The organism is Paenibacillus sp. LPE1-1-1.1, assembly GCF_040676435.1.
Lineage (GTDB): Bacteria > Bacillota > Bacilli > Paenibacillales > Paenibacillaceae > Pristimantibacillus.
The window spans coordinates 471638-493868 of the sequence record NZ_JBEGHY010000001.1 but is presented as its reverse complement, the minus strand read 5'-3'; the positions used below and the strand labels follow the sequence as shown (position 1 = coordinate 493868).

Here is a 22231-nt window from a genome sequence, read left to right as displayed (position 1 = left end):
AGCTAATATATGGGGAACAATCAACACCTGAGGAGTGATACGGATGCAAGCAAGATTATTGTTGGAAGACGGTACTTTGTTTACGGGCCTTTCGTTCGGCGCAGAAGCGCAAATGATGGGCGAGGTTGTTTTTAATACAGGAATTACCGGATATCAAGAGGTTCTATCCGATCCGTCCTACTGCGGGCAAATCGTAACGATGACTTATCCGCTGATCGGCAACTACGGCATTACACGCGACGATTTCGAAGCGATCCGTCCGTTTATACACGGCTTTGTCGTACGCCGTCACGAAGAAGTGCCAAGCAACTGGCGCGCTCAATATTCGCTAGGTCAACTGCTTAAGGAATATGGCATTCCGGGCATCAGCGATATCGATACTCGCATGCTTACCCGTAAGCTTCGTAACTACGGTACGATGAAGGGCCTTATTACTACTGGAAATGAACGCATCGAGGAGCTTGCTGAGCGCCTGAACATTTCTAAGCTGATGACAGACCAAGTAGCCCGCACGTCCACGCCTAACGTATTCTCGAGCCCAGGCCAAGGCGAGCGTATCGTTCTCGTTGACTTCGGCGCAAAAAGCGGCATCCTGCGCGAGCTTACAAAGCGCGGCTGCGATGTTGTTGTCGTACCTCACAATGCAACGGCAGACGAAATTCGCCGCCTAGCTCCTGACGGCATTCAATTGTCGAATGGCCCTGGGGATCCGAAGGATGTACCTTACGCGGTGAAAATGATTTCTGAGCTGCTCGGCGAATATCCGATCTTCGGCATTTGCTTAGGACACCAGTTGTTCGCTCTTGCATGCGGCGCTGAAACAACCAAGCTGAAATTCGGACACCGCGGCGGAAACCACCCGGTTAAAGAGCTTGCGACGAATCGCTGCTACATTACATCTCAAAACCACGGCTATACGGTTCTTGAGGATTCGGTAAACAACACGCCGTTGTCAGTTACGCATATTAATAACAATGACCGCACGATCGAAGGACTTAAACATAATACATTCCCTGCTTTCTCGGTTCAATATCATCCGGAAGCAGCTCCTGGACCATACGATTCCAGCTACCTGTTTGATGAGTTCCTGCAAATGATCCGTACGCACAAGAAAAATAACCCACAAAAACCTCGTCAAGCTGTGATATCGGAGACGTTGAAAGGAGAGCTTCAGTATGCCCAAAAATAATGAACTCAAAAAAATTCTCGTGATCGGTTCCGGTCCAATTGTCATCGGACAAGCGGCGGAATTCGACTATGCCGGTACTCAAGCTTGCCAAGCGCTCAAGGAAGAGGGCTACGAGGTTGTTCTAATAAACAGTAATCCGGCTACCATTATGACGGATACGAATATGGCTGACAAAGTGTATATTGAACCAATCACACTTGATTTCGTCTCGCAAATTATCCGCCAAGAACGTCCCGATGGCTTGCTTCCAACGCTAGGCGGCCAAACCGGTCTTAACATGGCGGTTGAGCTTGCGCGCGCCGGCGTTCTTGAACGCGAGAACGTGAAGCTGCTCGGCACGCAGCTGACAGCGATTGAAAAAGCAGAGGATCGCGATTTGTTCCGCGACCTGATGCGCGAGCTGGAACAGCCTGTGCCTGACAGCGATATCGTTACAACGGTAGAGGATGCCGTAAATTTTGCAAACACGATCGGATACCCAATCATCGTACGTCCAGCTTACACGCTCGGCGGCACGGGCGGCGGTATTTGTGCGAATGAAGAAGAGCTCCGCGAAACCGTTGCTTCCGGAATCCGCTACAGCCCGATCAGCCAATGCTTGATCGAGAAATCGATCGCAGGCATGAAAGAAGTTGAGTACGAGGTTATGCGCGATGCGAATGACAACTGTATCGTCGTTTGCAACATGGAAAACTTTGACCCGGTTGGCGTTCACACAGGCGATAGCATCGTTGTAGCGCCTAGCCAAACCTTGTCTGATCGCGAGTATCAAATGCTCCGTTCAGCGTCCTTGAAAATCATTCGTGCCCTAAACATCGAAGGCGGCTGTAACGTACAGTTCGCGCTTGATCCGCAAAGCTATCAATATTATGTAATCGAAGTAAACCCGCGGGTTAGCCGTTCTTCAGCGCTTGCTTCAAAAGCGACGGGTTACCCGATAGCAAAAATGGCAGCGAAAATCGCGATCGGCTATACGCTCGATGAGCTTGTAAATCCGGTTACGGGACAAACGTATGCATGCTTCGAGCCTACGCTCGACTACATCGTATCGAAAATCCCGCGCTGGCCTTTTGATAAATTCGTTAACGCGAACCGTAAGCTGGGTACGCAAATGAAAGCAACCGGAGAAGTTATGGCAATCGGCCGTACATTCGAAGAATCGATCCATAAAGCGGTTCGCTCGCTGGAAATCGGAGCTCACCGTATTCACCTAAAGGAAGCATCTTCCTTAGAAGACGCGGTGCTTCGTTCACGCCTTGAGAAACCGGATGATGAGCGCATGTTCCTTGTAGCGGAAGCGTTCCGCCGCGGTTATAAGCTTCAAGAGATTCAAGATATTACGAATATCGACTGGTGGTTCCTTGACAAAATCGAGAAGATTGTAGCTTTCGAGGATCGTATGCGCAGCGAATCAACTTTGACTGAGCAAACGTTGTATGAAGCAAAACGCAAAGGCTTCTCTGACCGTTCGATTGCGGAGATTCGCAAAGAGGGCTTCCCAAGCGGCAGCCATACGACGGAAGACGATGTACGCGCACTGCGCGTGAAACTAAACCTGAAGCCGGTTTACAAAATGGTAGATACTTGCGCGGCTGAATTTGAAGCTTCGACGCCTTACTACTACTCTACTTATGAAGTAGAAAATGAAGTAACGGTTACCGACAAACAAAAGGTTCTCGTGCTTGGTTCTGGTCCGATCCGTATCGGCCAAGGTATCGAGTTCGATTACTCAACGGTTCATGCTGTATGGGCCATCCAAAATGCCGGCTATGAAGCCGTAATTATTAACAACAACCCGGAAACGGTATCCACCGATTTCAGCACATCGGATAGACTTTATTTCGAACCGCTGTTTTTCGAAGATGTCATGAACGTCATCGAACAGGAAAATCCAATCGGCGTTATCGTGCAATTCGGCGGCCAGACAGCGATTAACCTGGCAGCTCCGCTTTCCAAAGCAGGCGTACGCATTCTTGGTTCCAGCCTAGAGAGCATTGACGCTGCGGAAGACCGCAAAAAGTTCGAAGCACTGCTTCGCAGCCTGAATATTGCACAGCCAGAAGGTAAAACGGTCATCTCCGTCGATGAAGCGGTGGTTACTGCGCAAGGTCTTGGTTACCCGGTGCTTGTTCGTCCTTCATATGTACTAGGCGGGCGGGCAATGGAAATCGTTTATTCCGATGAAGAGCTTCTGAACTACATGGAAGTCGCCGTTAAAATCAACCCGGAGCATCCGGTATTGATTGACCGCTATATGCTTGGCAAAGAAGCAGAAGTAGACGCGATTTGCGATGGGGAAACGGTTATCATTCCAGGGATTATGGAGCATGTTGAACGCGCAGGGGTTCACTCCGGCGACTCTATTGCGGTATATCCTCCACAATCGCTTTCGGAAGAAATTAAGCAGCAAATCGTTGATATCACGATCAGCATTACGAAAGCACTGAATGTAATCGGGCTTTGTAATATCCAGTTCGTCATTCACCAAGATAAAGTGTATGTCATCGAAGTTAATCCGCGTTCGTCGCGTACGGTTCCATTCTTGAGCAAGGTTACGAATATTCCGATGGCTAACTTGGCGACAAAAGCCATTCTTGGCACTAAGCTTACTGACCTCGGTTATGTAGAAGGTTTGTGGCCGGAAGATGAATACGTATCAGTAAAAGTACCGGTCTTCTCCTTTGCGAAGCTGCGCCGCGTAGATCCGACGCTTACTCCGGAAATGAAATCGACGGGTGAAGTAATGGGACGCGACGTGCAGTATGCAAAAGCTCTTTATAAAGGCCTTATCGGCGCAGGAATGAAAATTCCGACATCGGGTGCCATCATTGCAACCGTAGCAGATAAGGATAAAGAGGAAGCAACCGAATTGCTTCGCGGCTTCTTTAACCTCGGCTACAAAATCATTGCAACAGGCGGAACGGCGAAAGTATTGGAAGAAGCCGGCTTGATCGTTACGACTGTGAACAAGCTAAGCGAAGGTTCGCCTAATATTCTAGATCTAGTACGCGAAGGGCAAGCACAGTTTGTCGTCAACACGTTGACAAAAGGTAAAGCTCCTGAGCGTGACGGATTCCGGATTCGTCGTGAAGCGGTTGAGAATGGCGTTGTTTGTATGACATCGCTTGATACGGTTCGTGCATTGCTTGTGATGCTTGAAACGTTGAACTTCTCGTCGCGTTCGATGCCGGTTCTGCTTCAAAAGAAATAAGCTCATCGCAGCTTAAAAGTACGGCCAGCGTTAATTGTTTCGCTAGGCTCCTCTGGATTACATCCTTGAGGAGCCTAGCATGAAGCAAACGTATGGCCGTTTATTATGCAAATGAACAAAGAAATGGGGAGATCGCGGATGAAGTTGACAATGGAGCAAGCGGCTGGCCGGGTTATGGTCGCGCTGGATTATCCAGATGCTGCTGCAGCGGAACGACTGATTACGGAACTGCAGGGTATTCCATGTTACATAAAGGTTGGAATGCAGCTGTTTTACGCGGCTGGCCCTTCTTTTGTGCAGAGCTTGAAAGAGCGGGGCTACCACGTTTTTCTCGATGTGAAAATGCATGATATTCCGAATACGGTAAAAGGCGGAGCCGGCAGCGTGACAAAGCTTGGCGTGGATATGTTCAACGTTCACGCAGCGGGCGGAAGCGCGATGCTGGAGGCTGCGCTGGAAGGCGTGGATATCGCGCTTACCGGAAGCGGGCTTCGTAAGCCTACCGTAATCGCGGTTACGCATTTGACAAGTACGAGCCAATCCATGTTAAATGAGCAGATTGGGATTAGCGGGACTGTTGAAGCAGCCGTTATCCGCTACGCGGAGCTGACAAAAAAAGCTGGTTTGGACGGCGTAGTCGCATCTCCGTCCGAGGTAGAAGCGATAAAAGCGGCATGCGGAACATCCTTCAAAACGATAACGCCGGGTATTCGGCCAGCAGGCTCTGAGGTCAATGACCAATCGCGAATCATGACGCCAAGCGAGGCATTGCGTCAAGGTACTGACTATATGGTTATCGGCCGTCCTATTACAGCAGCGCCAAGCCCAAGATCGGCACTAGAATCCATTATTGAGGAGCTGACTTCCTATGAGTAAAGTAACGTTGACCGAATTGCCTGATAAAATTGCCAAAAGCTTGCTGGAAATCGAAGCGGTTGCGCTTCAACCGAACGATCCTTTCACATGGACTTCCGGCATTAAATCGCCGATTTATTGCGATAATCGTCTTACTATGACTTACCCTGAGATTCGCGATCTCATCGCTGAGGGTTTTGCAACAATCATCCGTGAGCGCTATCCTGATGCAGAAGTGATTGCAGGCACCTCGACGGCCGGCATTCCTCATGCGGCTTGGGTTGCGCAGAAATTAAATCTGCCAATGGCTTATATTCGCGATAAAGCGAAAGGGCATGGCAAGCAAAACCAGATCGAAGGAAAAGTTCTGCCTGGCCAAAAAGTCGTTGTCATTGAGGATTTGATCTCGACAGGAGGAAGCTCCATCAAAGCAGCGCTGGCGGTAAGAGAAGCGGGCGCAGAAGTTTTGGCGGTTCTTGCCATCTTCACTTATGAGTTCGACAGCGCCAAACAAGCATTTGAGAACGAACAAGTACCGCTTGCTACGTTGTCCAACTACAGCGCATTGATTCAGTCCGCTGTTGAGCTGGGCAAGGTTGCTTCCGATGATGTGGCGACACTTCAGGCATGGAGACAAGATCCTCAATCCTTCGGTAAATAACCGGCCAGTCATACAAAAAAAGGCGCGCTCTCTTATCCAGGAGAGCGCGCCTTTTTTTCGTCCGGAATTCGACAATAAATTTTTAAAAATTTAATAATTTTAATCATTGCTCTTCTTAATATTAACGAAACACCGATAAATATAAGTAGACGATATGAATTAAGGGGCGAGATTATTTATGAAATTATCTTTGCGTTTCCGATTGGCAATGCTCTCCATTGTGCCGCTTGCGTTTTTTGCTTTCACCGGACTTTATATGCTGGGAGAGCAGCGCACCATTTTAGAGGATATGACGGAACAAATCTATGCAACCACGAATAAGGTTGATACGTTAATCTTGAATGCCGACCGGGATATGTACCAGGCTTATCAAGCTTATTTGAAGGTAGAATCAGGCGCTTTGGATAAGATCAGTACCGATTCTGCCCGTGAGGAGCTGGCAGCAAATATCAAGCAGGTGGATGAGCGGGTAAGCGAAGCAGAGATAATTTTATCCGAAAAAAAACTGCTGGACTTAGCATATGGCGACTCTGAGCGTAGCATGAAACAGATTTTAGTCGAATTTAGAACGAATTTTGAAATCTGGACAGCTGCAGCCGAGAAAGCAGTTGGAGACGGTGCCAGTAGGTTTCAAAACACCGAAATCGATAATAACTTTCAAACCAGCCGGTCAGGCATAGATGAAATTGGTCAAAACATTGGTGTTTACGCTAATACGACAATTACGGGTATCACCGCGGAACTGGATAAAGCGCAGCTCAACTTATTAGTAGGTATCATTGCAGTCACTATCGTTTTGGGAGCTTCTGTGATATTCACGGTACGCCATATCATGAAGACCATTAAAAGCGTTGTATTCAAAACACAGCGCGTCGCAGAAGGTGATTTAACCGTCCTTCCTGACCGCAAATACAGCAAAGACGAGCTGGGCAGCATTTCAAGGTCTGTCGACCATATGATCGAAACGATGAGTCAGCTTATCAGCGGAATCGCAGGAAATGCCGGAGATGTAACAAAATCGACGGCTCAACTGACGATAACATCAAAGGAATCGGCAGCCGCTGCGGAGCATGTGGCGCGAAACATTACGGAAGTGGCAAACGGGTCGGAGGTACAGGCAAGAGGTGCCGTGGAGACAGCCCGGGCAATCGAGGAAATGACGATCGGCATTCAGCGCATTGCAGAGAATACGTCTTCGATTGCCGACAAATCGACCGCCACTTCAGAGCAAGCGGATCTCAGCCATGAATCGCTGCTGCGATTAATTGATCAAATGGACGAAGTTACGGCGGTTATTAACAAGCTCTCAGGCACGATAGGTACATTGGAGCACCGTTCGAAGGAAATCGGCTTCATTGCGGAGAACATCACAAGCTTTGCGAATCAGACGAATATTTTATCGCTTAACGCATCGATTGAAGCCGCACGCGCGGGCGAACACGGCAAAGGCTTTGCTGTTGTTGCCGGAGAGATTCGCAAGCTTGCCGCAGGCTCGCTCGCATCTGCTGACGGGATTCATCAGCTTGTCGATGAAACGCGAAGCGAGATCGCGGGAGCGTCGGCTTACATGTCCCAAACGATAGACGAGATGGCGCGAGGCAGCGAGCGAGTTCGTGAAGTCCGTCAAAATCTTGATACTATCGTGGCTTCCATTACGCAAATGAGCGAGCAAATTCACGAAAATTCCGCGATTACGCAGCAGATGTCCGCCAGTTCCGAGCAGGTCAGCGCCTCGATGGAGCAAACCGCCGCAACCGCGGCCGCGAACCTGGAAAAAACGGAAAGCGTAGCCGCCGCGACGGAAGAGCAGCTTGCTTTGATAGACAATATATCTACCGCGGCTATTCATTTGGATGAGATTGTACGTGAACTGGATCTTGCTATTTCTCACTTTAAGGTGAGATAAAAAAGAAGTAAAAGCTGCTGCAGCGTGATCCGAAAGAATCGCTGCCGCCAGCTTTTTTTTTATAAAAAAATGTTTTAAAAAGTTGTTTGATTTTGACGTAACTTTTTGAACATGTCCTTCGTCTATCATGTAAGATTAGAATTATGAAAGTTGTTTAAGGAGGGATCGGAAGCGCTGATGGCCATTCCGCAGGAAGAAGAACAGAAGACTGACGCGCAGCTTGAGCCCGCTGAAGAAAGGCGTAATCTACTTACCGTTACAGACGTAGAGCGTACATTTCAAGTTGGCGGTTCTCCGCTGCATGTATTAAAAGGCATTCGAATGGAGCTTAAGGAACGCCAGTTAATTATGCTAAGGGGCAGATCAGGCTCAGGCAAGACGACGCTGCTGAATTGCTTGGGAGGGCTCGATACACCGAGTAAAGGCGAAATCTTGTTTAACGGCTTGCCTTTTCATAGTATGAGCGATGATGGGCGTACATTAGTCAGGCGTAAGCACATGGGCTTTATCTTCCAAGCCTTCGCTCTTATGCCGCTTTTGTCCGCCCGTGAAAACGTGGAACTCTCCCTTCGCATGGCGGGCGTGCCTCGCGCGGAATGGAAGGACAGAGTGACCCAGTGCCTAGAATTAGTCGGACTGGAGCGGCGGATGAATCACCGGCCGTTCGAGCTCTCCGGCGGTGAGCAGCAGCGCGTCGCCATTGCGAAGGCGATTGCCCATAAGCCGATGCTGCTGCTGGCCGATGAGCCGACCGCAGAACTGGATTCCGGCATGTCCGCACAAATTATGGCGGTTTTCCAAAATATCATTCGCACTGAACAAGTATCAATTTGCATGACTACACATGATCCTACGATTTTGGAGGTTGCCGACCATGTCTATGAAATGGTGGACGGGAAATTTATTTAAACGTTCAATGATAGTTGCTATGAGCGTGTCCCTAGTATTTGCAAGCGGGTGTTCATTGCTTCCCGCGGAAGACGAAGAAGAAGTACTGCCTGAGATTGCTCCGCCTCAAATATCCAAAAAACCGGAATATGAAGTGACGACCGCAACGCTTGAAACGAAGGTACAAGTTATTGGCAAGCTGATTTCTTTAGAAGAGGAAACGTTGTTTTTCACGTTGGACGGCAAGCATTTGAAAGAGCTTTACGTGAAAGCAGGAGAAACGGTTAAGGCTGGGCAGGTTATCGGCGAGCTGGATGTTGACGATTTGGTCAAAACCCTTCGCATGGAGAGGCTTGCTTTCAAGAAAGAAGAAATTGCAATGAAAGAAACGCTGCGCGGACGGGATGAAATGGATCCTATCGAATTTGAGGAAAAATCCATTGCATTCGAAGAGCGTAAGCAAAAGCTTGTGGACATGGAAGAAGAAATCGCGAAAGCTACCTTGAAGGCGCCATTTGGCGGAACGATCGTTACGCTCAACGTGCAGAAGGGAGACCTCATTAAGGCGTACGCACCGATTGCCATAGTCGCTGATACGAGCAAAATAACGGCTGCCGCGAAGCTGACCAAAACGGAACTTGAAAAAGTGGCCGTTGGACTAGAGGTTGATGCCAATATTAGCAATGTAGGAACCTTTAAAGGGAAAGTAAAGCTGCTTCCCGTGAAAACGGAGGATCAGAATACCGGCGGAGGTACGGGCGGAACGCCTGGAGAAACGAAGCCAGAGAGACCTGAGGATTTCCTCATCGTAGATCTCAAGGGTTTGCCGAAAAACTTAAATCGCGGTACGCCGCTGTCCATTAACATTATTACGAAGCGCACAGAAAACGCCATTGTTATTCCTCCTTCCACGCTTCGTTCTATCGGCTCCCGCACCTATGTGCAGGTTATTGATGCAGACGGCAAGCGCGAAGTCGACGTAGAGGTTGGTCAACAAACCTCGACGCAGGTAGAGATCCTGCAAGGTTTGAAGCCGGGGCAGAAAGTAGTAGGTCGATAGCCAATGGGAATTCCGCTGTTTCGTTTTTTGTTCCGCAAAATGTGGAACACGCGCTGGCTAACCTTAAGCACGCTCGCGGGACTGACATTGGCGGTTGCGTTTGCAACGAGTATTCCGATGTACGCAGACGGCGCTCTCAAGAGAGTCGTAGCCGAATCCCTGCAGCAGAAGAGCGCCGGATTACCGGCAGGCTCGCTGTTGATGAGGTATCAATCACCTGCCGGCGGTAAAACGGACCTATCAGCATTGTCGGAGCTTGAGCGTTACATTTCTGATGGAGTGCCGAAGGAGATCGGCTTTCCTTTCACTACGTATGTGAACAGCTACTCCATTCGGGGCTCGGAAGTCGTACCTGAAGATCCCTCGAAGGTCGATGCGGGAAGAAACCGGCAGCTGACGATTATGACGATGTCCGGGCTGGAAGCGAACACTGAGCTCACCCAAGGAAGATGGTTCGTAAACGCGGAAGGCGACGGTGAGCTGCTCGAAGCTGTCATGTTCGAGGAAGCGATGTACCGTAACGATATACATATCGGCGACGTATTTGAATATCCGATATACGGCGGTCTTGATCTTACTTTACGGGTGAAGATCGTCGGAGCCGTCAAACCGCTAACGGATACGAGTTCATACTGGTATCAAGGAATGGAGAGCTTGCTGGGCACATTCCAGGTTAGCGAAGCGGCTTTTGAAAAGGTATTGCTTGCAAAAAAAGGCATTCCGCTGCATAATGCCAGCTGGTATTACGCTTTTAATCTTTCGGAAATTCAAACGAGCCAATTAACGCCGCTGGGGAAGACGCTTGAACGATTAAATATTGAGTTGTATCAGCGTCTCAAGGACACCCGAGTAGAAATTTCTTTTGCGTCCACCCTATCGGAATTCAAGAAGCAGAGCTTGCAGCTGCAGACGCTGCTATTTACGCTCGCGGCTCCAATGCTCGCTATGGTGTTTTTCTTCATTGCCATGAATGCCCGCCAGTCGCTGGATAAACAGCGAAGCGACATTGCCGTGCTGCGAAGCCGGGGAGCAGGCACGCGGCAGATTATTTGGATTTATTTGCTGGAAGGTCTCCTGCTTGGCGGCATTGCTCTAGCGAGCGGCCCCTTTCTCGGCTGGTTTATGGCGAAGAGCATTGGATCGGCCAACGGCTTCCTCTCTTTCGTTAATCGGAAATCGATACCGGTAGGTTTCTCGACGGAAGCGATGATCGCAGGAGGCGCAGCCGTACTGCTCGCACTGATGGCTACGATTATTCCAGCAATCATTTACGCAAGATCATCAATCGTAAGCTACAAGCAGGATCTGGCGCGCTCTGACCGCAAGCCGGGCTGGCAGCGCTGGTATCTGGATGTCCTATTGATAGCCGCTGCTGGCTATGGCTGGTATATGTTCAATGAGCGCCAGATGCTGACGTTCAAAACCGGTATGACAACGGATCAACTAAATGTTCAGCCGTTCCTGTTTTTCGTGCCGGCACTATCGATTTTTGCGCTTGGGTTGTTTTTCTTAAGGCTGTTTCCGTGGCTGCTGAAGCTGTTTACATGGCTCGGACGCAAATTTTTGCCTGTACCGCTATATTTGACGCTGATGCAGTTGTCCCGTTCTTCCAAAGGATATTATCCGCTAATGATTCTGTTAGTGCTGACGCTTGGACTCGGCGTTTACAACGCATCAGCAGCCCGAACCATCGATTTGAACTCGACGGAACGAACGCTGTATAAATACGGAGCTGACGTTACCATCCAAACGGTATGGGAAGGCTCGGCCGAAGTGACAACGAATCCAGGCAGCGGAGGCTCCGGAGGAAGCGGCGGCGGTTCCGGCAGCGGCGGAGGGGCCGGAGGAGGGTCTGGCGGCGGAGCGGGAGGCGGTTCCGGCGGGGGCGGCGGTCAAAGCGTGCCCACAAAGATTTTGTACAGTGAACCACCTTTCGAGCTGTTCCGCACACTAGAAGGCGTAGAAGCGGCTGCCCGGGTGCTTCAGGCGAAGGGCAGCGTTGTCATCTCTGGCAAATCGATTGGCCAAGGTACGGTGATGGGGATCGATAACGTGGATTTTGCCAAAGTCGGCTGGTTCCGCAACGATTTGTACCCCGTCCACCCTTATCACTATTTAAATAATTTAGGCTTGTATGAGCATGCTGCACTCATTCCTTCTAAAGTAGCAGAGAAATATCAGTTGAAGCTGGGCGATCCGGTGTCTGTCGGCTTCGCAGAAGGCAAAGTTGATTTTGTCGTGGTCGGCATCCTGCCTTATTGGCCTAGCCAATATCCGGACAAATCGCCGTTTATTATTACGAATTTAGACTATATTTATGACCAGCTGCCGCTCATTCCGTACGAGGTATGGCTCAAGATGAAGCCGGATGCGAAGGTAGCTCCTATCGTAACGGACCTGCAGAAGGCGGGCATTGAGCTTGCATCGGTCAAAGACGTAAGAAGCGAACTGATTTCACAGTCTAAGCTTCCTACGCGAGGCGGCGTATTCGGAATTTTGAGCTTAGGTTTTCTCGTTTCGGTGATCATTACGCTGGCTGGCTATGTGCTGTTTTGGTTCTTTAATCTATCGGGACGCGTGGTCCAGTTCGGCGTATTGCGAGCGATGGGTCTATCGCGCAAACAACTTACGGGCATGCTGCTGCTAGAGCAGCTGTTCACCGCAGGTCTTGCGATCGGTCTAGGCGTGCTAATCGGGAAAGCAGTCAGCTTGCTCTTCCTGCCTTTCCTTCAAACAACAGAAAATGTAGCAGAGACGGTGCCGCCGTTCCGCGTGATATTCGATTCGAATGATACGAATCAATTGTTCGTCGTAGTCGGAGTCATGATGCTGATCGGCGCGATGCTGCTCTTCCTGCATATTCGCAGGCTGAGAGTGCATCAAGCGGTCAAGATGGGAGAGGAACGATGACAACAGCGATGATCGATTGCGAAGGCTTGGTCAAAATCTATAAAACCGACGATTTGGAAGTCGTAGCCCTGCAGGGTCTTAACCTGAAAGTAAATGAAGGCGAGCTGATGGCTATCATTGGCAACAGCGGGAGCGGGAAATCGACGCTGCTGAATACGCTGGGCGGCCTTGACCGCCCCTCTGCCGGACAGGTGCGCGTAGGTCCTTGGGATTTGCTTAAAATTACCGAAGAGGATCTCGTTCAATACAAGCGGGAGACAGTAGGCTTCATTTGGCAAAATAATGCCCGCAACCTGCTGCCTTACCTCTCCGCGCTTGAAAACGTCGAGATGCCGATGATGTTGTCCGGCAAGGTTGACCGCGCCTATGCCAAGCAGCTGCTGGAGTGGGTCGGCCTCAAAGAGCGGATGCACAATAAGCTCCATCAATTATCAGGAGGAGAGCAGCAAAGGGTTGCCATCGCGATTTCGCTTTCGAATCGCCCCAAGCTGCTGCTGGCGGATGAGCCGACCGGCTCCGTGGATACAACGACCTCCGACTTAATCATGGAGATTTTTCGCAGGCTTAACCGCGAGCTCGGGATTACGATTGTCATTGTTACCCATGATTTGACGCTTGCGGGCAAGGTCGACCGAGTGGTTGCAATCCGTGACGGTTTAACCAGCACGGAATTTATAAAACGTAATCCGAATATTAATCCTGATGGAGGTGAGGCAGGGCTTCCGGCTGTCACCAGCGGACTGCAATCTGTGCATGAAGCCTATGTCGTTGTAGATCGAGTTGGACGTTTACAAGTGCCGAAAGAGTATTTAGCTGCATTAAACATTAAGGATAAAGCAACGATGGAGTTTGACGGTGAGCGGATCATTATCACTCCGCCTAAATCATTGGGGGGTTAAATCGGATGAATAATAAACGGTCTTCAGGAATTCGTATTCGCAAATTTACTTTAGTAAGCTTGACGCTTGCTTTGCTTATTGGATTGCTCGCTGCATGCAGCAGCGGCTCAGACAGTTCTACGGAAAAACGGGTATTGCGGGTTGGCGTTTTATATGGTGGTTCGGATAATGAGCCGTATTTCCGCCAGCAATATACCGACATGTATGAAATGTCCCACCCGAATATTGAATTTGAAATCGTTGGCGCAATCAATTATGATGAACAACGCTTTGAACAGACAGATCCAGCAAAGCCGGTAACGCAGCCAGATCCGTATGAGAAAATGAAAGAAATGCTGAACGGGACGAATCCGGTGGATGTTGTAGTCCTTGATTACAATATGCTGCGCCGTATGACGCAGGATAACCTGCTTCAACCGCTTGATCCTTTAGTGCAGCAGGATAAATTTGATCTCAGCGATTATGTTCCGACCGTGATCGATGGAATTAAGTCAGCGGGAGACGGCAATCTGTATGCTTTAACACCTACTTTCAGCTCTTCTGCGCTGTATTACAACAAAAAATTGTTTGCCGATGCCGGCGTAACGCCTCCAACAGACAAAATGCAGTGGGCGGATGTGCTTAATCTTGCACGCCAAGTAGCAAAAGGTGAGGGTGAAGAACGCAAATTCGGATTTGCGTTTAACCGATGGCCATCCGATGGCTTCAACGACACTCAAGTATACAGCCAAGCTCTGCAATTGAAAATGTGGGATGACAAAGGCGAGAAAATGCTCGTAAACAGCGAGCAATGGGAAAATGTATGGAACACGGTTTCTACTCTCTATCAAGAGGAAATTATTCCTACCCAAGAATTCATTAACAAAATGAATGAGAAGCTGGCTGCTGACGGCGGCAATGTAAATGATCCGTTCTATGGCGATCTGTTTATCAAAGGCAAGGTAGCCATGACAATCGGGGAATACGGCTATATCAATGAGCTTAAGAAAGCTTCGGACAACGCCTCGAAAATCAAAGATTTCGAGCCAGTAGACTGGGATGTGGTTACCGTACCGGTGCACCCGAACGATCCGGATGTAGGCGGCAGCATTTATCTAAGCCAATTGATGGGAATAAACAGCAAAGCTCAAAATGATAAAGACGCATGGGAATTTATCAAATTTTCGAACAGCAAAGAATGGGCTAAGCTGAAGTCGAGAAGCTTGTACGAAATGGTTGCCCGTAAAGAGTTTTTGACGCCAATCGGCGGCATGCAATATAACATGGACGCCTTTACTTCACTTAAGCCGCTTCCTCCAACGAGCACGGACGCCGATAAAATTTTCCGTGAAAAACCAGGAATTTGGGAAGCTCAACAACCTGGATACGAGCTGTTCCAAGAGGTTATTAAGAAAACAAAAACCGCAAAAGAAGCGCTTGCCGAGTGGGAAACCCGTGGTAACGCGGTGCTGGAACGCTTGAAAACGAATCCTAATGGAGGCGTAGAAGGCGGAGGCGGACCAATCGACATCATGCCTAGATAATGAATAAAGCAACAAGCCCGTAAGCGACCCTAGTGTCGTTTACGGGCTTGTTGCTTCTTTCTGGCTATCCTCTTAAAATAAACGACTGATACGCGGTCCAGGACCCGTTATCGGTTTGATAAAGCAGATGTACTCGATCTATTCTCGAAGATAGGTCAATGGCTTGCATGCGGAGATTGCCGTACAAATCATGAAGCTCATCTGCCGGGAGCTCCTGCCCGATCGTAAGATGCGGCGTGAAAACATACTTAGGCGGCTCCGGGATCGTCAATGGGCCGCTGCAAACCAGCTCGTGAAGCTTTTGCATAGAAACGGTGTCTTGAAGCGCAAGGTAAAGCACATGATTGACCGGATAGAAGGTTGAGACTCGGTTCAAATGGATGGAGAACGGGGGCAGCGCCGTCGTGATCTGCTCCAAATGATTCACAGCTCCCTGCAGCCCGTCATCCGACCATTCTTCAGCTTCTCTTACCGTTAGATGGGCAGGGATGGCCGAGTAATGCGGATCATGCCGTCTTCGCCAGCTGTTCGCGAAATCCTGTACATGTTTTTCCGGAAAAACGACGATGCCATATAACATGAACTTCAGCTCCTTCAAATTGACCTAATTTGAGTATACCCGATTTGTATAAATTTTAAGAAGTTGAAAAATTTTAACTTTCGGTCATGCGGAGTCGTGAATTTCGTCAAATGCGATCAGAAAGACTATGTTTACTTGTATTATCTGTCGTTTGGGGTATTCTAATGGCTACAACCTTTATTGAAGCGGCAGCATGCTGCTTATTCTATAAAACAGTGGAGGGATTCGCATGAGATGGGTGTACTGGGTTCGCCTATACGAGACGAAATTTCAAGCGGGGTGCCTGGTTAGAAGGATGGAAAACGACTGGTGGATTCATGGTTATGAAAGCCCTCGTGAAGTCGAGGTTTTCCGGTCGCGCAAGGGGCGATTTGGCGTCAGATTTATCCCTTAAAAAAGAGTCAAAAATAAAATAGAATATTTTGCTTGACTTAAATGATGCTCATATAGTATATTATTTTATGTCGCCATTTCAAGAAGCTTTGCTCAAATGGATATACGTCGCGGGGTGGAGCAGCCCGGTAGCTCGTCGGGCTCATAACCCGAAGGCCGCAGGTTCAAATCCTGCCCCCGCAACCAACCTTTCGATGAATACGTTGAAATATACGTTTTTCGAGGGCCCTTAGCTCAGTTGGTTAGAGCGGTCGGCTCATAACCGATTGGTCGGGGGTTCGAGTCCCTCAGGGCCCACCATAAGCAAAACTTTCACAACATGCCGGGGTGGCGGAACTGGCAGACGCACAGGACTTAAAATCCTGCGGTGGGTGACCACCGTACGGGTTCGATTCCCGTCCTCGGCATACCTAGAAAACCTTGAGCTTTCAATGGTTTTCACGAAGTACATAAGCTTTACAAATGCCGAAGGTTCTGAATACTTATTCTTTATAAGTATACTGAACGTAAAGCAAAAAACTCTCTCTCAACACTTGCAATAAACAAGTGTGGGAGGGAGTTTTTTTATGGAAAGAATGCAGTATTGGTAAATTGAACTTTATCTTATATTTTCATGAAAATACAGTTTTAAGATTCATCACAAAAGATTGCGTAAATCAGGATTAATTTAAGGAAGGACTAAAAAAATGATTACATATAATAAGCTTGTAAGAGATAAGATCCCGCACATTATTGAATCTAGCGGAAAAACATGTGTAGTTAGAGTTCTTGATGAACATGAGTTTGCAAATGCTCTTAAAACAAAGATGAAGGAAGAATTGAATGAGTTTCTGGAAGCTAAGTCAGTTGATGAACAGATATCAGAACTAGCTGATATGGTGGAGGTTATATATGGATTTTTGGAGAATGAAGGAATTAGCTTAGAGGATTTCGAAAAGAAAAGACAATTAAAGAAAGAACAACGTGGCGGTTTCGAAGAGAAATTGCTTTTGGTAAGTGTCAGTGAAAACGGGAATGAGAAGGTATTCAAACAATATTTTGCAAAAGAAGAACTCATTGCTAGGGATGGGTTAAAGATATTGAACAAATCAAGCCTTTTATTGAAAAGGCATATGATCATATAAAACAGAGGTTAATAACTTAAAAGGTAGCTAAAATCGATAAATGGTATAAAAGCAATTACCTTGGCTGCAGCAAAACATACTTTGAATTGCTCAATTGAACTAATCAATAAAAACGCCCACGATCGGAATTGAAGTGCACCCCTTATAGTAGACATTGGAAAAACCCATATGGGAAACCGATGATACTTTAGGGGTGTATTTTTATGAGGAAAAGAGAGCAATGGAATAAATTGTATTCAAATGAAGTAAGGGAAGAAACCGTACGTTTACACGAGGAGGATAAATGGACGTACAAGCAGACTCCAGTGACTCTGTTATGTGAATTGCTTGATGTATGGAGAAGTTCATACTATCGATATATTAAGCGTAAGCAGGCTGACCCTGATGGCGAATAAAGCAGCGGATCAAGGGCGATTGTATCGACTACAATTTACAGCATGAGTGTGTTAGACAAAAATCAAATGTTAGAACTGGACTTCATTAAGTTAACGGGCAGGTTAGCTTGACTTGAAGTTAACTCTAAGGAGTAAACTGTATTTGAATGAAACAATATATCTCTATTGGAAAGTGAGGAATCAATCAAATGGATTATGTGAAACTTGGAAATACCGGTTTGGAAGTATCCCGTATTTGTCTTGGCTGTATGGGTTTTGGTGTAGTCGTACAGGGGGGGCATCAATGGGTACTTGATGAAGCGGGCAGCCGTCCAATTATTAAACAAGCTTTGGAGCTTGGTATCAATTTTTTTGATACGGCGAATGTCTATTCAGCCGGAACAAGTGAGGAGTTTATTGGAAGAGCTTTAAAGGAATTTGCAAATCGGGATGAAATCGTACTCGCAACAAAAGTTAATGGCCGTATGCATGAGGGTCCAAACGGTGCCGGGCTTTCCCGAAAAGCAATCATGAGTGAAATAGATAAAAGCCTGATGCGGTTGGGAACAGATTATGTGGATCTGTACCAAATTCACCGCTGGGATTACAATACACCCATCGAAGAGACAATGGAAGCCATGCATGATGTGGTGAAGGCAGGGAAGGCAAGGTATATAGGTGCTTCTGCCATGTACGCATGGCAATTTTTGAAGGCACTACATGTAGCAGAGAAAAACGGATGGACCAGGTTTGTGTCTATGCAAAATCATTACAATCTCATCTACCGTGAAGAAGAGAGAGAGATGCTGCCACTCTGTAAGGCAGAAAAAATCGGTGTGATTCCCTATAGCCCGCTCGCAGGGGGAAGATTAACTAAGGATTCGCAGGAAAAAACGTATCGTTCAGAAACCGATCAAATTGTGAGACAGAAATATGATGCTACTGCAGATACCGATCGATTGATCATCGATCAGGTTGCGGCTATCGCAGAAAAATATGAAGTACCACGCGTTCAAATTGCACTTGCATGGCTGTTGCAGAAGGAACCAATAACCTCTCCCATTGTCGGTGCAACTAAAATGTCACATCTTAAGGATGCGGTAGATGCACTTTCGATTACGTTAACACCAGAAGAAATTGCGGCGTTGGAAGAACCGTATGTACCGCACCGTATCGTTGGTCATCAGTAATGAGCATTCGAATTGGACCACCGAAGAAAACGGTGATCCGCTATTTCTCCAAGTACCCTTTTAAGAAAGGAATTACTGCACTAAGTTAATAGGAGGTGCCCCCATGATGACAATCGCAGAAGTAAGCAAAAAAATTAATCTGTCAGCGGATACGCTCCGCTACTATGAACGAATCGGACTGATTCCGCGAGTAAACCGTACTAAAGGTGGAATCAGGAATTATACGGAGGAAGACTGCAGATGGGTTGAACATGTCAAATGTATGCGAGGCATAGGTTTTTCAGTTGAATTATTGATGGAGTACGCTAGGTTGTATGTACAGGGTGAAGAGACCATAGAAGCGAGAAAAGAACTCCTAATCGAGCAGCGTAAGAATCTCATGACTAAAATGGAAGAAATGACGAAAGTACTGGGACGGATGGATGATAAAATTGCAGGATATGAACAAGCAAACTCGGAAATAAGTCCAAAGCTTCTATCTTAACCCGCTGGGCACTTGATAATATAGGTCAGGCAAAAGGAATAGTTCGAGACTTCAATAAGTTGGTAGATTACGCTAGCGGGACACGATAGTTCAATCATTGAAGCGGCAGACCGATTTCTGGTCTGCCGCTTTGTCATTTAAATAGTTCAGTTCATAGTTTTTTTTCAAGTCTACAATATTGGGGCTTGACCAAATTCCGTAGTGGGCGTTTTTATTTTACATTCCATTTGTTTCACTGGTTTAAGGCTGCTTTAACTGAAGTTCTCAACCAGACTTTCTAACGATACCGTTATTTCTTGATCTGGATTACCAAGAGGATAGATCCTCGCGGTCTCATTTTCATTAACATGCTGAATATAGACCGGAGTTCCTTGATAAGTCACGTTTTCCATAGTCGGTGATTCGGAAATTTCCATTGCTCGTTGTTTATTCATGACAATCTCCTTCATTTTTTGATTTTATGTAGTATCTCGATCTGTTATTTATTTTATTCCGGCCTTAGATGCTTCCTAAACAAAACATGTCATGAAATGAAAGCGAAGGCATAAAAAATGTGATGCAGCGCACAATAATTATTGGTCAACAAAGGACAATTACACTAATGATTGGAGGCTCACTTAATGGTAAATCGAAATCTACAGCAGATCGCAACCAATCTTCAGGAGAATCAAAAATTACAAGAAGCGCAGCTAGAAGTACTAATCGCGCATGAGCAGCTGCAAGAAGAAAACCAAGAATTATTAGAAGCGGAACAACTGCTGCAGGCGGAAACGCAACAAGTATTGCAAGCGCAACAACAGGTCAAAAAGGAACATCAGGACATTCAGAAGGCTCAGCAAAAGCTGCAGCAGGCTCAAGCCGCAGCCATGTCTCTACAAAACAATCCTCTTCAATAAAAAATAATGTTATTTTGCTCAAAAGAGCCTTCGGATTGTTCCGAGGGCTCTTTCTTGATCATGCGATAAGCATCAAGATTTTCTTACTTCATTGCAGCAAGTCTTGAAGCATTATGAGCCAACCGGTGCAGCGTATTATTTTTTTTATGTCTTCCTATGTATTTTATTTTCACGTCAATTAAGGGGTACATCCGCTGTAAGTGGTTTCTAGAAGCAATAATTTCATCCCGTATTTGTTCGTAATACGGATTTGAAAAGTACTTACCCGATATGATTTGTTCGATCCGGCTAAAATCCGTGTAAATGAAAACATTTTTTGGCTGATGTTCTTTTAGCGCGTTTTCCAGCGTTTCAAGGCTGTAAAGGACAGCGAATAATTCACCGTAGTTCGAGCCCCGATCATTTTCGATGCCCAGTTTTTTGGCGGTCACGCTTATCGTTTTATTGTAGACAAAGCAGCATGCTACGGCATAATTATTTTGCGCAATGAAGCCAGAGTAGTCGCAGTAGAGATAGATGATGCCTTTGTTAAGGATATTTTGCCTCAAGCTTGGATTGGCGTAAGCTTTTTTGATTAATAGGTCCCTGGTCGAATCCACGCAAAATGAACCTCCTTTAATGAAGTTAACGCAAAGTAACATTACTTCGGTGCGTCTAGTAAAAGGATTACCATATTATGCGGAAAATAACGTTACGGTTTGGAATTTGTTTTGCTAAACTATCAAAAATAATAGTAGGTAGGTCCACAATTGCGTTAAAACATGGCTGCGTACTTGTCGCTATGGCAGATAGGATGCACCGATTCTGGAAATCGGAAATGCCGTTTATGTTCTCGAATACGAGCTTCAAATGAATAAGAAAAGTCTGCATGGTAATCATTCGAATGAGACTGACATATACCTTAATTGATGAGCGAATGAATCGTCAGTGAACGTCAATATGATTAGTTACAGGAGGGGTTTGCACGCATGAATGCTGGCTTCTGGATCCGGTTAGGCGCTTCCTTGTTGGACGGTTTGATTGTCGGTATTCCGTTATTTATTATTTCGCTGCTGATCACGGGCGGACTTGAGGGAAGGGAGTATTTTACGGATGTGATTTCCTTTCTCTACACGCTGCTGTTACCTGTTTTTTGGAACGGCTTTACGATCGGCAAAAGGATTTGCGGCGTTCAAATTCGGAAGCTTGACGGTTCAAGTCCAGGAATCGGCACGATGCTGCTTCGAAATGTCGTAGGCGGGCTTGTGTATTCTCTGACGCTCGGGATTGCGGTTATCATAAGCGCGTTTATGGTTGGGCTTCGCGAGGATAAGAGAGCCATACATGATTTTATTGCAGGAACGGAAGTAGTGTCGGTGAACTAACCTAACTTCTTTAGAGGCTTGCTGCATGAAATCGCAGCAAGCCTTTTTTATTGCCTCCATAAATCTGTTTTTGCTTTCTTGAATTTGTTTGAAGTAAACTAGAAGAGGCGGTTACTTGCCTAAGTCATAGGAAAGCGGGGATTACATGATCGAGCACGCGAACGAGGAGACTACGCTGAAGCATAACTCACGTCGTTTATATGCGGAGATATATTCCTTAAGGGATACGCTTTACAATGATCTTCTTGAACGGTTTGGAGAGGATGTTTCCTTGAAGGAACATGCAGAGCGGTGGAAGTCGGGTATTATGACCGCGGCCGTATCGACAGCGCTTTTCAGCTCGGCATTATCAGGCAGCAAAGCGTTTCCTTATATTTATTCCTATTTGAAAATAAAGCTCCAAGCGCTCCACCCTGCTGGGGAAGCTGCTTTTGAAGATTGCATGTCAACGATATCCAAGCTGCTGAATGGAACGGATTATCATTCCGGCGCTTTTGCGGAAGGGCTGGCGCTTTGGTTGTATTTCAATATTAAAGGCAAAGAATCCTTTCAGGAAGAGGATACACTCCCGTTCCTGCTTGCCGGCCAATATATCAACCAGTATTTTTATAATTGGTTCGATAAGCAGTAATGCGCCATTAATTAATAAAAGACCCGGAAGAAGGACTGATCAACAAACGTCCTTCATTCGGGTCTTTTTTTGCTGGAGTTTAAAAGTTGCAAA

Annotated in this window: 20 protein-coding genes and 3 tRNA genes; 20 read left to right on the top strand and 3 right to left on the bottom strand. The window is 47.0% G+C overall.

Translation table 11 applies throughout. The features are described from left to right. Positions 1-43 precede the first annotated feature (43 nt). The 10 genes from MRBLPE1_RS02455 to MRBLPE1_RS02410 all read left to right on the top strand — a co-directional run bounded on the left by MRBLPE1_RS02455 (position 44) and on the right by MRBLPE1_RS02410 (position 15102). Positions 44-1189 (top strand): carbamoyl phosphate synthase small subunit, encoded by a 1146-nt coding sequence (locus tag MRBLPE1_RS02455; RefSeq protein ID WP_364141072.1) that lies wholly within the window; start codon positions 44-46, stop codon positions 1187-1189. Then, complete coding sequence (gene carB, locus MRBLPE1_RS02450) at positions 1176-4400, top strand: carbamoyl-phosphate synthase large subunit (protein ID WP_364141069.1); 3225 nt, start codon at positions 1176-1178, stop codon at positions 4398-4400. Before MRBLPE1_RS02455 ends, carB begins: the two co-directional genes overlap by 14 nt. A gap of 138 nt (positions 4401-4538) precedes the next feature. Then, positions 4539-5276 (top strand): orotidine-5'-phosphate decarboxylase, encoded by a 738-nt coding sequence (pyrF, locus tag MRBLPE1_RS02445; protein ID WP_364141066.1) that lies wholly within the window; start codon positions 4539-4541, stop codon positions 5274-5276. Further along, on the top strand, positions 5269-5916 hold the full coding sequence (pyrE, locus tag MRBLPE1_RS02440) for an orotate phosphoribosyltransferase (RefSeq protein WP_364141063.1): 648 nt from the start codon (positions 5269-5271) through the stop codon (positions 5914-5916). The genes pyrF and pyrE overlap by 8 nt, the downstream gene beginning before the upstream one ends. Before the next feature lie 178 nt (positions 5917-6094). Then, a complete protein-coding gene (locus MRBLPE1_RS02435; RefSeq protein WP_364141060.1) occupies positions 6095-7822 on the top strand; it encodes a methyl-accepting chemotaxis protein in 1728 nt (575 codons plus the stop codon). A gap of 177 nt (positions 7823-7999) precedes the next feature. Then, positions 8000-8731 (top strand): ABC transporter ATP-binding protein, encoded by a 732-nt coding sequence (locus MRBLPE1_RS02430; protein ID WP_364141057.1) that lies wholly within the window; start codon positions 8000-8002, stop codon positions 8729-8731. Then, positions 8697-9770, top strand: a complete 1074-nt coding sequence (locus tag MRBLPE1_RS02425; protein ID WP_364141054.1) for an efflux RND transporter periplasmic adaptor subunit — start codon at positions 8697-8699, stop codon at positions 9768-9770. The genes MRBLPE1_RS02430 and MRBLPE1_RS02425 overlap by 35 nt, the downstream gene beginning before the upstream one ends. A 3-nt stretch (positions 9771-9773) precedes the next feature. Beyond that, a complete protein-coding gene (locus MRBLPE1_RS02420) occupies positions 9774-12680 on the top strand; it encodes an ABC transporter permease (protein WP_364141052.1) in 2907 nt (968 codons plus the stop codon). Positions 12681-12688: 8 nt separating this feature from the next. Then, a complete protein-coding gene (locus MRBLPE1_RS02415) occupies positions 12689-13579 on the top strand; it encodes an ABC transporter ATP-binding protein (protein ID WP_364144444.1) in 891 nt (296 codons plus the stop codon). A 5-nt stretch (positions 13580-13584) separates the two neighbouring features. Then, complete coding sequence (locus MRBLPE1_RS02410) at positions 13585-15102, top strand: ABC transporter substrate-binding protein (RefSeq protein ID WP_364141049.1); 1518 nt, start codon at positions 13585-13587, stop codon at positions 15100-15102. A 64-nt stretch (positions 15103-15166) separates the two neighbouring features. On the opposite strand, the gene MRBLPE1_RS02405 is transcribed toward MRBLPE1_RS02410, so the two are convergent. Next, complete coding sequence (locus MRBLPE1_RS02405; RefSeq protein ID WP_364141046.1) at positions 15167-15682, bottom strand: 2'-5' RNA ligase family protein; 516 nt, start codon at positions 15680-15682, stop codon at positions 15167-15169. 229 nt (positions 15683-15911) lie between these two features. Here MRBLPE1_RS02405 and MRBLPE1_RS02400 point away from each other — a divergent pair, with 229 nt between their 5' ends. The 7 genes from MRBLPE1_RS02400 to MRBLPE1_RS02370 all read left to right on the top strand — a co-directional run bounded on the left by MRBLPE1_RS02400 (position 15912) and on the right by MRBLPE1_RS02370 (position 19247). Beyond that, complete coding sequence (locus MRBLPE1_RS02400; RefSeq protein ID WP_364141043.1) at positions 15912-16076, top strand: hypothetical protein; 165 nt, start codon at positions 15912-15914, stop codon at positions 16074-16076. Positions 16077-16184: 108 nt separating this feature from the next. Further along, positions 16185-16261: transfer RNA gene (locus tag MRBLPE1_RS02395), tRNA-Met, on the top strand. A gap of 37 nt (positions 16262-16298) precedes the next feature. Continuing rightward, positions 16299-16375 (top strand) — tRNA-Ile (locus tag MRBLPE1_RS02390). Between the two features lie 21 nt (positions 16376-16396). Continuing rightward, positions 16397-16482, top strand: a tRNA-Leu gene (locus tag MRBLPE1_RS02385). Positions 16483-16761: 279 nt separating this feature from the next. Then, positions 16762-17199, top strand: coding sequence for a nucleoside triphosphate pyrophosphohydrolase (locus tag MRBLPE1_RS02380; protein ID WP_364141040.1), 438 nt, complete (start codon positions 16762-16764; stop codon positions 17197-17199). Between the two features lie 583 nt (positions 17200-17782). After that, positions 17783-18763 (top strand): aldo/keto reductase, encoded by a 981-nt coding sequence (locus tag MRBLPE1_RS02375; protein ID WP_364141037.1) that lies wholly within the window; start codon positions 17783-17785, stop codon positions 18761-18763. 103 nt (positions 18764-18866) lie between these two features. Next, positions 18867-19247 carry a MerR family transcriptional regulator gene (locus MRBLPE1_RS02370; protein WP_364141034.1) on the top strand — a complete coding sequence of 127 codons (381 nt, stop codon included), beginning with the start codon at positions 18867-18869 and terminating at the stop codon, positions 19245-19247. Between the two features lie 251 nt (positions 19248-19498). Here the strand turns inward: MRBLPE1_RS02370 and MRBLPE1_RS02365 are convergent, their stop codons facing one another. Continuing rightward, positions 19499-19681, bottom strand: coding sequence for an H-type small acid-soluble spore protein (locus MRBLPE1_RS02365; protein ID WP_364141031.1), 183 nt, complete (start codon positions 19679-19681; stop codon positions 19499-19501). Between the two features lie 186 nt (positions 19682-19867). Here MRBLPE1_RS02365 and MRBLPE1_RS02360 point away from each other — a divergent pair, with 186 nt between their 5' ends. Continuing rightward, complete coding sequence (locus MRBLPE1_RS02360) at positions 19868-20143, top strand: hypothetical protein (RefSeq protein WP_364141029.1); 276 nt, start codon at positions 19868-19870, stop codon at positions 20141-20143. An 83-nt stretch (positions 20144-20226) separates the two neighbouring features. Here MRBLPE1_RS02360 and MRBLPE1_RS02355 read toward each other — a convergent pair whose 3' ends face one another. After that, positions 20227-20742 carry a hypothetical protein gene (locus MRBLPE1_RS02355; protein ID WP_364141027.1) on the bottom strand — a complete coding sequence of 172 codons (516 nt, stop codon included), beginning with the start codon at positions 20740-20742 and terminating at the stop codon, positions 20227-20229. Positions 20743-21111: 369 nt separating this feature from the next. Here MRBLPE1_RS02355 and MRBLPE1_RS02350 point away from each other — a divergent pair, with 369 nt between their 5' ends. Together MRBLPE1_RS02350 and MRBLPE1_RS02345 are read left to right on the top strand one after the other, a co-directional pair. Next, on the top strand, positions 21112-21507 hold the full coding sequence (locus tag MRBLPE1_RS02350; RefSeq protein ID WP_364141024.1) for an RDD family protein: 396 nt from the start codon (positions 21112-21114) through the stop codon (positions 21505-21507). 145 nt (positions 21508-21652) lie between these two features. Next, positions 21653-22138, top strand: coding sequence for a hypothetical protein (locus MRBLPE1_RS02345; protein ID WP_364141021.1), 486 nt, complete (start codon positions 21653-21655; stop codon positions 22136-22138). The last annotated feature ends 93 nt before the right edge of the window (positions 22139-22231 follow it).